The following is a 13,929-nucleotide window of genomic DNA, read 5'->3' as shown; positions in this document are numbered from 1 at the left end:
TTCACACTTCACACTTTAAAACAAACCTATGTCAAACACAGCTTGGGAAAATTTAGTTAAAAAACAACTTAAAACCGAAGATATTTATCCTGTTCTCACTAAAGAAAATTTAGAAGGAATTGTTGTAAAACCTTTCTATGACGAAGTTCAGGATCAATTGGTGAATCTTCCGAAAGTAGAAGAAAATACACATCTGGTGGCAAGATATCACGAAAGTCTTGAAGAAGATGTTTTCGCTTTTCTTCTGGATGAAAATGTTGAAAATCTTTTGGATAAAACTATTTTCGTTGACAATGTTGATCTGGCAGGTCATATAAGTCCAAAGCAGGAAGATCAGTATTTTTCGTTAATTGATGTTTTTGATGAAAAAGAAACTATAATAAATGACCAGTTGGTTAAAGAATTATTGGCAAAGCAATTCAAGAGAAATATCTGTGTTGATATTTCCCTTCATCAGAACGCCGGTGCAGCCATTTATCAGCAATTGGGAATTGCATTGGCTAAAACTAAAGAAATAGCTGAAGTATATGGTGAGGGAATTTTAAATAAATTAATTTTCAGAATTGCCATTGGTGGAAATTATTTCTTTGAAATGGCAAAATTAAGAGCGTTTAAACTGGTTTTTAACCAATTGTCAAAAGAGTATAATTTAGATGAAATTCCATATATTTTTGCGGAAACATCACTTAGAAATAAATCGGCATCAGATCATGAAAATAATCTGATCCGTTCAACATTAGAATTAGCTTCTGCAATGATCGGAGGTGCTGATGCGGTTTTCAGTAATGATTATCTGGTTGGGAAAACAACGGAAAATTCGGAAGAAATATCCTTTAAGCAACAGATTGTCTTAGCTTATGAAAGCATCATCAATGTTTTTGAAGATGCTTCCAACGGAAGTTATCTTGTAGAAGACCTTACCCGTCAGATTGCTGAAAAAGCGTGGACTTATTTTGTTGAAATCGAAGAAAATGGAGGCTATCTGGCTCTCATGAAGCAAGGAATCATCCAGAAACAGATTTATGAACATGCTGTAGAAGAACAGAAATGGGTAGAAGAAGGCAAAATAAAGCTGATTGGCGTTAATTTATATCCAAAATTGGAAGTGAAAAAATCTGTTGAAGATTTGTATAACGAAAAGGATATTAAAGCGGTTCGTTGGGCCGAAATGTTTGAATGATGAAAGAAAAGCTGATTGATTTGTTAGAATATACATATCATTTTAACAAAGAAATGATTAAGGTTATTTCTGAAAATATTTCCAAAACTGATAAAAAAACAATCAGTTTAATTAATCATACCCTTAACGCTCAGCAGATTTGGAATTCCCGGATTTTAGGGGAAGCAACTTTTGAAGTCTGGCAGATTAATCCGTTTGAAGATCTTCAGGAAATCAATCGGCAAAATTTTAATAAAAGTATTGAAATTGTAGAAAAATTTGATCTTAATCAAAAAGCTGAATATCAAAATTCAAAAGGAACCCAATTTGAAAATGAAATTTTTGAAATGCTTTTTCAGGCTATCAATCATTCTACCTACCATCGCGGACAAATCAATTCTTTATTAAAACAAAACGGAATTGAACCGGTTTTAACGGACTATATTTTTTATAAAAGATGAAATTATTCTGATTGATCTTAAATTCTGTTTGGAATTTCATTAACCACAGATTTCTCAGATTTGCACAGATGTATATATTATAAACACATTGATAATGAAAGAAAATGAAATAAGTTTTTATATCAGAAAATCTATATTTTCTGTATATAACGAATTAGGACCGGGTCTGTTGGAAAAAGTTTATGAAAATGTTTTAGTTCATGAACTTAAAAACAATGGGTTAGATGTAAAATCCCAGGTTCCTATGAGAGTAAAATATAAAGACACTTTTATTGATTCAAGCTTTATTGCTGATATTATTGTTGAAAATAAAGTTATAATTGAGGTGAAAGCAATAACCGAAATTAAGAATATTCATCATCAGCAATTGCTTACTTATTTGAAATTAACCAATTTAAAACTAGGTATTTTAGTGAATTTTTATACGGATTATATTGATAAAAGTATATTCAGAAAAATAAATGGGAATTTAGATTATTAAACATATATCTGTGTAAATTTGAGAAATCTGTGGTTAATAAATTATTAGATCAAAACGTACAACATTATATTAATGCCAATCTAAATACAGATTTGCATGCTTTATTATTAAAAAAATCTCCCTTTCCTGACGTTTCCATGCAGGAAATCGTTCAGCAGATCAAAGGAAAGCAGGTAGCACTGAAAAAATTTCCTTTTTTATTAAAAGACGGTATTATTTTTCCGCCACAACTTAATTTAGAACAATCTTCTTCGCAAAAAACAGCACATTATAAATCCGAAATTTTAAAAGGGGAAAAATTTATTGATCTTACCGCCGGATTTGGAATTGATGCTTATTATTTATCCAAAAATTTTAATGAGATTACTTTGGTGGAGCAAAACGCAGATCTTCTAGAGATTGTTGAACATAATTGGTCTGTTTTAGGAAAAAAAGCCAGATTTATCAATCAGAAGCTCGAAGATTTTCTTAATGAAAATAAAGAGAATTTTGATGTAATTTATCTTGATCCGGCCAGAAGGGATCAACACAAAAATAAGGTTTTTCTTTTGGAAGATTTATCGCCCGATATTCTTGAAATTCAGGAAAAATTACTCTCCTTTTCTAAGGAAATTATGATAAAACTTTCACCGCTTATTGATTTAAAATATCTTATCACGGTTTTACCGGGTATTTTCAGGATCGATATTATTGCGGTGAAAAATGATGTAAAAGAAGTAGTTATCTTTTTATCTAAGATAAATTCGGAAGAGATCATCTGCAATGTTGTAAACCTTGAGAGCGAAGAACCAATTTGTGTTTTCAGGTTTGGAGAAGAAGAAAAATCAATCGCAGAATTTGGAGAGCCGGAGAAGTATATTTACATTCCGAATAATTCGGTGTTAAAAGCAGGAATATTTAATTTGATTTCTGAAAGATTCGGATTAAAAAAACTTCATCCGAATACACATCTTTACACGTCAGATCAAATAATAAACGATTTTCCGGGAAGAATTTTTGAGATGGAACTCATTGAAGCTAAACAGATTCAAAAGAAAAGCCAGTTTAATGTTATTTCAAAAAATTACCCCTTAAAACCCGAGGAAATAAAGAAAAAATACAATCTGAGAGATGGCGGTGAAAATTATCTTATTTTTACACAGTCCAAAAAAGGAAAAATAATTTTAAAATCAGTATAAAAATGTTGCTGTAAAATGTAGGATTTCTTAATTTTGGGCAAATTAAAAATCTGAGTACAAATTGCTTTCCTTATAAAAACAATCGCAATTCGTATTACCTTAAAAAAATAAATTTTCAATATGAAAAAACTAGTTATATGTTTAGCGCTTGCTACTGTTGCGGTAAGCTGTAAGAAAATCCAGGCCGGCGGAAATAAAGACGTTATTAAACTTGAAGAGGGTGCGGAAAGATATTCTGATGACGAACAGACAAGCGGTGAGCAGGACAACCTTTCTGAATACAGAGGCGACGCACATGATGGTCATGAAACTCCTGCAAAAACAGATACTGCCGGAGCTATAAAACATGAAGAAGAAAAATCACATTCTGAAGCTCCATTACCGGAAGGCTCTCAGACTCCTAAAGCTGAACACTAATTGTATTAGTCGAAATATAATGATGTCCTACAGAAATGTGGGGCATTTTTTTTGAAGCTTTATCCTGCTTTCCGCACTCGCTATTTTTTTGTTTTTTGGTTGCGGCGGCGGAGCCGCCGCAACCAAAAAACAAAAAAATGAGCTCAGACAAATGCTTCAATCAGGGCTATGGATTCAGTGATTTTATCAATTTATCACATTTTAATCAAACCCACATATCATAAACCTGAAGAAAATTATATGTTTTTGTTTGTTCCTGCGTAGCAATTTTTTTACTTTTAACGAAATAATATTTTACAATGCAAGAGACATTAAATTACATCAACGAAAACAAACAGCGTTTCGTAGATGAATTATTTGAGTTACTGAGAATTCCTTCCATTTCTGCTGATCCGGCATATAAAGAAGATGTTTTGAAATGTGCCGATATCGTAGCTGAACATTTAAAAAATGCGGGTGCCGACAACGTAGAAGTTTGCCAGACAAAAGGATATCCTATCGTTTTTGGAGAGAAAATTTTAGATAAAAATTTACCAACGGTTTTGGTGTATGGTCACTATGATGTTCAACCTGCCGACCCATTAGAATTGTGGACAAAACCACCTTTCGAACCCTATATCGAAAAAACAGAACTCCATCCTGAAGGAGCAATATTTGCCAGAGGCTCGGCGGATGACAAAGGCCAGTTTTTTATGCATTTAAAAGCTTTTGAAGCCATGATGAAAACGCAAACTCTTCCTTGTAATGTTAAATTTATTTTAGAAGGAGAAGAAGAAGTGGGATCATTAAGCCTGGGAGATTTTGTCAATGAAAATAAAAAGAAATTATCTTGCGACTGTATTTTAATTTCCGATACTCATATTTACAGTAACGAGCAACCAACGGTTACGACAGGTTTGAGAGGTTTAAGTTATGTAGAAGTAGAGGTGGAAGGGCCAAACAGAGATCTGCATTCAGGACTTTACGGAGGAGCAGTTCCGAATCCTATTCATGTTCTTTCCAGAATGATTGCCAAGCTTATTGATGAAGATGGTCATATTACTATTGACGGATTCTATGATAACGTGGAAACGGTTTCTGATTCCGACAGAGCAGATATGAATAAACTGAAGGACAATCCTGAAGAGTTTAAAAAATCCATCGGATTAAACGGAGTAGAAGGTGAAAAAGGATATACAACATTGGAAAGAACATCTATCCGCCCGACCCTTGACTGCAACGGAATTTGGGGTGGCTATACCGGCGAAGGTGCAAAAACAGTGATTCCTTCTAAAGCTTTTGCTAAAATTTCAATGAGATTGGTCCCTTATCAGACGCCTGAAGAGATTACAGAAAAATTCACGAAATATTTTGAAAAAATCGCTCCTGAAAATGTAAAAGTAAAAATTACACCACACCACGGAGGAATGCCCTATGTTTTACCAACAGATACAAAAGAATTTGTAGCCGCAAAACTTGCTATGGAATCTGCTTTCGGAAAAGAAGTTTTACCTTATAGAGGAGGCGGAAGTATTCCTATTACATCAATGTTTGAGCAGGTTTTAGGCGCTAAATCTGTGTTAATGGGATTCGGCTTGGATTCTGATGCAATCCATTCTCCAAATGAACATTACGGATTGTTTAATTTTTATAAAGGAATTGAGAGTATTCCGATGTTTTTTGAAAATTATGTGAAATGAACTTGAAATGAAATATTATTATTTTTAGAGTAACTTTTATAGGTTTTTTTTATATATTAGCTAAAAATAAATAATTACTATGAAAAAAAGTTCTATTTTCTTTTCTGGCTTTTGCTACAGCAGGTTTTATGAATGCACAAGTTATTACACAGAATGCAACGCCTAACACAGTTGCTGCAACAGGTTCTGTTTCTTGTGCAAGTGGTGCTGCAAGTACTGATTATTATACAGCTGATAATTCTTATATGAGATTATTTAAGTTGTCAGATTATGGGATTAATTATAACTACAGAATTACCAATATTGCTTTTGGTGTGCAATTGGCATCAAGAACAATTTCAGGAAGTTCTACGGATATAGGGGGGACTTTTCCTGTTGAAGTTTGGCTTTATACTACAACGGGTACAACACCAACTGCAACCTTGACTTCAGTTTCAGGAAATAATCCACTTACTACAGTAAATGTTTCCTCTGCTAATAACGCAGCAATGGTAAATACAGGTACAAGTGTAAATCAGGTTATTCCTGTAGGTTCTAATATTGTACTTGAAATATGGCATGATGGTGAGACAGGCCATGATGGTACAAGTGGGAATCCGTTTGAACGATTTTATATGGGAACAAATGCTACTGCACAAACAGGTGCTTCTTATCTTTCTTCTGAAACTTGTGGGCTTACAACTCCTATAGCCACTGGTACAGGTGCATTGGCTGGTTTTGCTTCAGCAAGATGGGTAATGACAATTACAGGTCAAAATGCTACTTTGGGGACTACAGAAGTGATTAATTCTCCAGATCTTCAGATTTATCCTAATCCTGTTAAAGATATTCTTAAGTTCAAATTCTTTAATAACTTAAAATCTGAATCTATTGATATTTATGATCTTAGCGGAAGAGTAATTACTTCTATCAGCAACAGCAAAAATGTTAATGAAGTAAATATGTCTTCCTATGCAAAAGGAAATTATGTCTTAAGAGTGAAAGCCAGCGACGGTAAAGTTTACATTCAAAAGCTAATTAAGGATTAAATTTTATTTTAAATTTAATCTTAATCGGAATCTTTTCATCAAATAAAAATATTCAAATACCTAAAGCGCTTCATTAAGGAGCGCTTTATTTTGTTATATTGAAACTACTGACAAATGTTAGTTAATAAACAAACTTAATTTAGATCGTTTTTTCTTATTTTTAAGAACTAAATCCAAAATTATGATAAAAGATAAAGTAGCTTATATTACCGGAGGAACGAAGGGTATAGGTTTCGGAGTTGCAAAGGTATTGCTGGAAAATGGAGTTTCAGTTGCGTTTTCAGGAAGGAAAAGAGATGATGTAGAAAAAGCTGAACAAGAGTTAAAACAATATTCAGCAAATGTTTTAGGAATTGTTTCGGATGTAAGAAGCCTGGAGAGCGAACAGGAAGCTGTAAAATATATTATGGAAAAATTCGAGAGACTCGATTTTGTTATTGCTAATGCCGGATTAGGAGTTTTTAAGCCTGTTGACGAATTATCTGCTGAAGAGTGGAACGATATGATCGAAACAAATCTGACAGGCGTTTTCTATACTTTAAAAGCTTCTGTGGAAGAACTGAAAAAAACGGAAGGATATTACATCACAGTTTCAAGCTTGGCTGGTGCCAATTTTTTTGAGAAAGGAGCAGGTTATAATGCTTCAAAGTTTGGTGTAGTTGGCTTTACGCAGGCTGCCATGACTGATCTGAGAAAATACAATATCAAATCTACGGTTATCATGCCTGGCTCGGTGGCAACGAATTTTAATGGAAATATCCCATCCGAAAAAGATGCCTGGAAGATTCAGCCTGAAGATATGGGAAACCTTATTCTGGATATTTTAAAAATGAATCCAAGAGTTTTGCCTAGCAAGATTGAATTCAGGGCAACAAAGCCAGCCAATTAAATACATCTAATGCGCTGAATAATAAATTAATAAGTATTATGCATGCATAATATATTTTTTATTTATATTAGCGAATGAAACTTTAGGCTTTTAAAGCAATAAAATTAAAACAACATATGAAAATATTAGTTTGTATAAGTAGTGTTCCTGATACTACTTCAAAAATTAACTTTACTGCGGATAAGTCCGCATTCGACAAAAATGGAATTCAGTGGGTAATCAACCCTTTGGATGAGTTTGCATTAACAAAAGCAATTAAATTGCAGGAATCTCAGGGAGCTGTCGTAACGGTAATCAATGTAGGTGATGCTTCTACAGAGCCTGTGATAAGAAAAGCGCTTGCTATCGGTGCTAATGATGCCGTGAGAGTAAATCTTGATCCTAAAGACAGTTTTTCAACAGCTAAAGAAATCGCTGCTGTTGCACAAAACGGAGGTTATGATCTGATCCTTTGCGGTAAAGAATCTATCGACTATAATGGTGGTTCTGTTCCGGGAATGGTTGCTCAGTTATTGAATCATCCTTTCGTAAATGCATCTGTAGGTTTGGATGTTAACGGAAGTGAAGCAACTGCTGTAAGAGAAATTGAAGGCGGTAAAGAAACTATTTCTGTAAAATTACCTGCTGTAATTGCAGGTCAGAAAGGATTGGTAGATGAAAAAGATTTAATTATCCCAAATATGAGAGGAATTATGTCTGCAAGAACAAAACCTTTGCAGGTGATAGAACCAACTTCTTCTGAAGTGAAAGTACAGGGCGTTTCTTACGACAGCGTGCCGCCAAGAGCAGCCGTAAAAATGGTTTCTCCCGATAATCTGGATGAATTGGTAAGATTACTTCACGAAGAGGCAAAAGTGATTTAATCTTTTAATCATTAAATTTTTTAATCTTTTAATTTAAAAAAAAATGGCAGTATTCGTATACGCAGAAAATATAAACGGAGTTTACAAAAAAGCAGCTTTTGAAGCAGTTTCTTATGCTAAAGCTGTTGCAGATCAAGCCGGAGATACCGTGACAGCGATCTCTGTAAACCCGACAGATGCTTCAGATGTATTATATAAATATGGAGCATCAAACGTAATCAATATTAAAGACGAGGGTCTTAAAAATTTCTCGGCTAAAGCTTATGCTCAGGCAGTAAGTGAAGTGGCAAACGGAAATATCATCGTTTTCCCACACACTACAGATGCTTCTTCCATCGCTCCAATGTTGGCAGTGATGAACGGACATTCTTTAATCACCAACGTACTGGCTGCTCCTGAAAGTCTTTCTCCATTTCAGGTGAAAAGAAGAGCTTTTTCAGGAAAAGGTTTTATGCATGCAAAAGCTGAATCAGCAGGAGTTATTATCACGGTTTCTCAAAATGCTTTCGGAGTTAAAGAAAATGCAGTTTCAGGATCAGAAGAAGTGAAAAATTTATCCGTTGCGAATGAAGATACGAAAGTGATCTCTCACGAGCAAAGTTCAGGAAAATTAGATCTTAAAGAAGCTGAAATCGTAGTTTCTGCAGGTAGAGGAATGAAAGGTCCTGAAAACTGGGGAATGATCGAAGATCTTGCCAATGTTTTAGGAGCGGCTACGGCATGTTCCAAGCCGGTTTCAGACATCGGATGGAGACCTCACACAGAACACGTTGGACAAACCGGTAAAGCGATTTCTCCGAACTTATATATTGCAGTAGGTATTTCAGGAGCAATTCAGCATCTTGCCGGAGTAAACTCTTCAAAAACTATTGTTGTAATCAACAGCGATGCAGAAGCACCATTCTTCAAATCAGCTGATTATGGCGTAGTAGGAGATGCTTTCCAGATTATTCCTGCATTAACAGAGAAAATTAAAGCTATTAAAGGATAAGGAAGGTCAATTGTGAATGGTCAATTCGCTTCGCTTGTCAATTTTAGAATTATTTAAATTAAAATTCACTGGCAAAGCAAAATTGACTTATAAGATAAAATTTACAATTCACCATCATGATAATTCACCTATAAAAGCTCGGCTTCCGGGCTTTTATTTTTGTCTAAAAAGTAAAAAAAACTTTCAAAAATTAATCTATATTTGTAGCTATGGATTATAAACAGCTAATTATTCGCGGAATATCGTACAGCCAGACCCAATCAGGGGCGTACGCATTGTTATTGGAACATGAAGAAACACACATAAAATTACCTGTTGTTATAGGAAACTTCGAGGCGCAATCCATTTCTCTTGGTCTTGAAAAAGACATACATCCACCTCGTCCTCTTACCCATGACTTATTCACAAAATTTATAGTTTCTGCCAATTATGAACTGGTTTCTGTTATCATCTATCAGATTGTAGATGGTGTTTTCTTTTCAAATATTAATTTCAAAAACAAAGCGACAGAAGAAGAGTTGATTCTTGATGCGAGAACTTCAGATGCAGTGGCGATGGCCGTGAGATTTGATGCTCCGATCTTTACTACTCAGCAGGTTCTGAATGAAGCCGGAATTCTTCTGGAGCTGGAAGATGTTGCCAAAGAGGAAGAAACATTTTCAGAAACCATTAATACAGAAGACAGTCTCAGATCCGTTTCCATGGAAGAGCTTCAGAAATTACTGGATGAAGCCGTAAAAGAAGAAGATTATGATACCGCGCTGGAAATTCAGGAGGAAATTAAAAGGAGGAAAAAGAAAATTGATTAAGAGATATTACTGATATGAATTTAAAATTACGACTTACCATCCTTAGTTTTCTTCAGTTCTTCGTTTGGGGAGCATGGCTGATCACGATGGCTAATTTTTGGTTCGGAACAAAACACTGGGACGGTGCCCAATTCGGAGCTGTTTTTGGAACGATGGGGATTGCTTCCATATTTATGCCGACTATTACCGGTATTATCGCTGACCGTTGGGTGAATGCAGAACGGATATTCTCGATATTACATATTCTTTACGGAATTGTTCTTTTCTTTTTGCCACATTCAGCAGACCCCGATTCTTTCTTTTATGTGATGCTTTTGGCCATGTGCTTTTACATGCCTACTATTGCCCTTGCTAATTCAATTTCTTATACTATTCTAAAAAACAGTGATCTGGATGTCGTTAAAGATTTTCCACCCATCCGCGTCTGGGGAACCATCGGTTTTATTGTTGCGATGTGGATTACCAATCTTACAGGAAATAAAGCTACGGAAGGACAATTTTATATCGCAGGAGGTGTTGCCGTTTTCCTGGGAATTTACGCATTAACATTACCGAAATGCCCTCCACAAAAGCTTATTGATGAAGAGGCACCACTCACAGAACAGCTGGGTCTTAATGCATTTAAATTATTTAAAGATTACAAAACCGCACTGTTTTTCTTATTCTCAATGTTGTTGGGAGCCGCCTTACAGCTTACCAATGCTTACGGAGATGTATTTTTAAGTGAATTTGAACATTTTCCAAAATATGCAGATTCTTTTGTTGTTCAGAGGTCGACCATCATTATGTCGATTTCACAGGTGTCTGAAACATTGTTTATTCTTGCAATTCCTTTCTTCTTAAAAAAATTCGGAATTAAAAAAAGTAATGCTGATGTCTATGATTGCATGGGTTTTGAGATTTGCATTCTTTGCTTACGGAGTTCCTGAAGGATTTGGTTTAAGCTTAATCATCCTCTCCTGTATTGTTTACGGAATGGCATTTGACTTTTTCAATATCTCAGGATCACTTTTCGTGGAAACGACAACAGACAAAAAAATCCGTTCTTCTGCACAGGGGTTATTCATGATGATGACGAACGGTTTCGGGGCCGTATTCGGAAGTTATGCGGCTGGTTGGGCTATCGACCGATTCTTTACTCATAAGTTTACGACAGTTTCATCTTTGTCGGCGTATCTTGAAACAACTCCCGAAAACACTACATTTTTAAAAATTTTAAAGAAAAGTTTTAATTCTGCAGTAAATCCGGACGGAACATTATCATCCGTTGTTATGATAAAAGACTGGCATAATATCTGGCTTACTTTTGCGGCGTATGCTTTGATATTGGCAATATTGTTTGCTGTATTATTCAGACATAAGCACAATCCTGCAGAAATTTCGAAGATTAATCATTAATCAAGAACATTGATAATTAATATATTAAATTGCACTTTCAAAAAAAAGTGCAATTTTTTTGTTTTTGCAGGCAACCATCTGAAAATTTTATCGTCTTATATATAGAAACAGATACATGAAGCATTTAGAAGAGAATTTTAAACTGGCAAAAAAGCAGAACCGTAAAGGGCAGAAAGCACTTTACGAAATGTTTTCGACAAAAATGCTGGCCATTGCAAATTCTTACGTAAATAATATTCATGATGCTGAAGATATCATAATGAATTCTTTTTTTGTCTGTTTTTCAAAGATTGAAGAATGCAGAGAATGGAAAAGCTTTCCGTTTTGGCTGAGAAAAATTGTAGTTAATAATTCCATAAATTTTATCAGAAAAAGCAAAAATATTCTTTATTCGGATGTTGAAATGAATGATCTTGAATATCCGGAAGAACAATGGGAAGAGGAAATGGAAGAAATTAACCTCGAGGAAATTTTTTCTAAAATGCCTGATGGTTACAGACTCATTTTCAATCTATATGTTTTTGAAGAAAGAAAACATCATGAGATAGCAGAAATCCTCAATATTTCTGAAGGCACAAGCAAAAGCCAGCTAAGCAAATCCAAAAAATGGATCACAGATTTTTTAAAACAAAAAAAAGATGAAAAACAATATGCTAAATAAATTGAAGTCAGGATATGAAGAGCTCGAAATAAAGCCTTCCTCTGAGCTTTGGAGCAAATTGGAGCAGAAGCTTGAGGAAAAGCCGGAAATAATTTCAGAAAAACCTTTTGAATGGTGGAAATATGCCGCAGTTGTTTTACTTTTTATCTCTTTAGGAGCGATATTTTATTTTAATTCATTAAGTAATAATTTCAATTATAAAGAAACGGATTATACTATTAGGAAAGTTTTACATAAAACGGTTAACCCTATTAATCCCGAATTTCAAAATCGCATGGGAGTAAAGGAAACTGATCTTACAGAAAGTAATAAAAAAGTTGTTGTTCAACATCAGAAAATTTCTACTGATCCGGTTTTGCTTCCCGAAAGTGAACATAAAATAACCATCACAAAACCTTTAGATATTAAAACACAAAATGTTACAGTAAGTCAGGATAAAAAGATGACAATAAAACCTCCGAAAATAGAAAATCAGATCCCGGTAATTGCGGAAGTGAAAAAAACAAGACCAACATATATCAATTCCAGTGAGCTTCTTTTGGGAAGAGAGTTTGACAAGGCATCTGGGAATTATGATAAAAAAGATATAAAAATAGGTATTCTCAATTTTGATAAACCGGTTCCTGATGTAGAAAATGTGACCGTCTTGGGAGTAACAGTGTACGTAGAATCCAAGTAAATTATTAATTCTTCAATGTTGATACATTGTTCAGAAAACGGACATTGTTATCAGTATTGTGTAAAAAAATAAACATACATGAAAACAAAAATTGCGTTAATGAGTGCATTCATGGCTTTTTCATATTCATTTGCACAGCAAACTTCGGATATGAATATTTCTATGAAGAATTATTCCAAAATGATTGACAGCATCGTAGTTTCTGAAAAGATAAAAATGAATAAGGAACTCGATGATGTTGATCATGATTTTAAGCAAAACAAAATTACCAGTGATGAGAAACAGAAGCTCAGAGCAGATATTGCCTCAAAATATGAAGAGACAATCAATGAAAAAATAGATGCTCATAAGACAGATTTTGAGGAATTTACAAGACAGGCGGTAAAAGACGCCGTTTTAAAGCCCCTGGATTCGCTGCATAAAGATAAAAATCAGATCGTTTTCGGGCTGGGTGGTGTATCAATACGTATGGATGAAGATAAAACTAAACCGGCTGACTATCTTCGCAGGTGGCAATACGTCGTAGCATTGGTGGGGACGAGCTATACGACTAAAGATAAACCTTTGGCATTTTTAAATAATAATTCAGAATTTAAAAATACAGTATTCAATTCCGCAGTGTATATGGTAAGATATGAAAGTCAGCTCGGAAGTTTTACAAGCCCATTTTTTTACAGGTTAGGACTTGGCTACCGATGGGATCAGTCGAAGGCTAAATACGGAAAAACTTTTACCCAGGAGAATCTGACGCTGGATACCAAAGAATTCACAAAAGGTAACCTGAAAGACACTCATATTAATAACCATTATCTTTTTGTCCCTGTCGAAGTGAAATTTGTTCTGAACCCTAAATATATTGAACACAATGGTGTAAAATATTTAAACAACAGAGTAAGCCAGTTTACTATTGTCGCTGGTGTGTATGGAGGCGTAAGAATTGCCAGTAATATCTATAACAGGTATTCTAATGACTATAGTAAGAGAATTGTAGAAAGAGAAACGATCAATCACGGAGTGAACGATATTATTTTCGGAGGAAAACTGGGGGTAGGATATGCAGGATTCAATCTGTACGTTCAGAAAGATTTTACACCGGTGTTTAACAATAATGCGAATCTCAGAAGCAAATACGGACTTCAGATCGGAATAGAATTGTTGAATGCAAGTTTTTAATTACCTAATGATTTTCATTTTATATTACATAATAATTAAATTTTTATTAATTCTATTATCATT

General features: G+C 34.5%; 14 protein-coding genes and 1 pseudogene. All 15 read left to right on the top strand.

From position 1 onward, the window contains the following. The first annotated feature begins 28 nt into the window (after positions 1–28). The 15 genes and pseudogenes from AAHI02_RS03770 to AAHI02_RS03700 all read left to right on the top strand — a co-directional run bounded on the left by AAHI02_RS03770 (position 29) and on the right by AAHI02_RS03700 (position 13,866). On the top strand, positions 29–1,180 hold the full coding sequence (locus AAHI02_RS03770; protein ID WP_346985504.1) for a methylmalonyl-CoA mutase family protein: 1,152 nt from the start codon (positions 29–31) through the stop codon (positions 1,178–1,180). Continuing rightward, complete coding sequence (locus AAHI02_RS03765; RefSeq protein ID WP_346985503.1) at positions 1,177–1,620, top strand: DinB family protein; 444 nt, start codon at positions 1,177–1,179, stop codon at positions 1,618–1,620. Before AAHI02_RS03770 ends, AAHI02_RS03765 begins: the two co-directional genes overlap by 4 nt. Positions 1,621–1,714: 94 nt before the next feature. After that, positions 1,715–2,101: a GxxExxY protein gene (locus AAHI02_RS03760; protein ID WP_346985502.1), complete on the top strand. Its 387-nt coding sequence runs from the start codon at positions 1,715–1,717 to the stop codon at positions 2,099–2,101. A 29-nt stretch (positions 2,102–2,130) separates the two neighbouring features. Beyond that, positions 2,131–3,279, top strand: coding sequence for an RsmD family RNA methyltransferase (locus AAHI02_RS03755; RefSeq protein ID WP_346985501.1), 1,149 nt, complete (start codon positions 2,131–2,133; stop codon positions 3,277–3,279). Positions 3,280–3,399: 120 nt separating this feature from the next. Continuing rightward, a complete protein-coding gene (locus AAHI02_RS03750; RefSeq protein ID WP_346985500.1) occupies positions 3,400–3,696 on the top strand; it encodes a hypothetical protein in 297 nt (98 codons plus the stop codon). Positions 3,697–3,995: 299 nt separating this feature from the next. After that, a complete protein-coding gene (locus AAHI02_RS03745; protein ID WP_346985499.1) occupies positions 3,996–5,375 on the top strand; it encodes a dipeptidase in 1,380 nt (459 codons plus the stop codon). A gap of 128 nt (positions 5,376–5,503) precedes the next feature. Continuing rightward, a complete protein-coding gene (locus tag AAHI02_RS03740; RefSeq protein WP_346985498.1) occupies positions 5,504–6,403 on the top strand; it encodes a T9SS type A sorting domain-containing protein in 900 nt (299 codons plus the stop codon). A gap of 181 nt (positions 6,404–6,584) precedes the next feature. Beyond that, positions 6,585–7,292, top strand: coding sequence for an SDR family oxidoreductase (locus tag AAHI02_RS03735; protein WP_346985497.1), 708 nt, complete (start codon positions 6,585–6,587; stop codon positions 7,290–7,292). Positions 7,293–7,408: 116 nt separating this feature from the next. Further along, positions 7,409–8,155 carry an electron transfer flavoprotein subunit beta/FixA family protein gene (locus tag AAHI02_RS03730; protein ID WP_346985496.1) on the top strand — a complete coding sequence of 249 codons (747 nt, stop codon included), beginning with the start codon at positions 7,409–7,411 and terminating at the stop codon, positions 8,153–8,155. Positions 8,156–8,198: 43 nt separating this feature from the next. Further along, complete coding sequence (locus AAHI02_RS03725; protein WP_346985495.1) at positions 8,199–9,146, top strand: electron transfer flavoprotein subunit alpha/FixB family protein; 948 nt, start codon at positions 8,199–8,201, stop codon at positions 9,144–9,146. A 209-nt stretch (positions 9,147–9,355) separates the two neighbouring features. Further along, positions 9,356–9,955: a bifunctional nuclease family protein gene (locus AAHI02_RS03720; protein WP_042721998.1), complete on the top strand. Its 600-nt coding sequence runs from the start codon at positions 9,356–9,358 to the stop codon at positions 9,953–9,955. A gap of 14 nt (positions 9,956–9,969) precedes the next feature. Next, positions 9,970–11,353, top strand: a pseudogene (locus AAHI02_RS03715) (nucleoside permease). Between the two features lie 115 nt (positions 11,354–11,468). After that, a complete protein-coding gene (locus tag AAHI02_RS03710) occupies positions 11,469–12,014 on the top strand; it encodes a sigma-70 family RNA polymerase sigma factor (protein WP_346985494.1) in 546 nt (181 codons plus the stop codon). Then, the gene (locus AAHI02_RS03705; protein WP_346985493.1) at positions 11,992–12,693 is read left to right on the top strand and encodes a hypothetical protein; all 702 of its coding nucleotides are present in this window, start codon (positions 11,992–11,994) and stop codon (positions 12,691–12,693) included. Before AAHI02_RS03710 ends, AAHI02_RS03705 begins: the two co-directional genes overlap by 23 nt. A 78-nt stretch (positions 12,694–12,771) precedes the next feature. Then, positions 12,772–13,866 carry a hypothetical protein gene (locus AAHI02_RS03700; RefSeq protein WP_346985492.1) on the top strand — a complete coding sequence of 365 codons (1,095 nt, stop codon included), beginning with the start codon at positions 12,772–12,774 and terminating at the stop codon, positions 13,864–13,866. The last annotated feature ends 63 nt before the right edge of the window (positions 13,867–13,929 follow it).

The organism is Chryseobacterium sp. POE27 (genome assembly GCF_039727685.1).
Classification (GTDB): Bacteria; Bacteroidota; Bacteroidia; order Flavobacteriales; family Weeksellaceae; genus Chryseobacterium.
The sequence above is the reverse complement of the archived record's forward strand: the minus strand, read 5'-3'. Positions and strand labels throughout refer to the sequence as shown.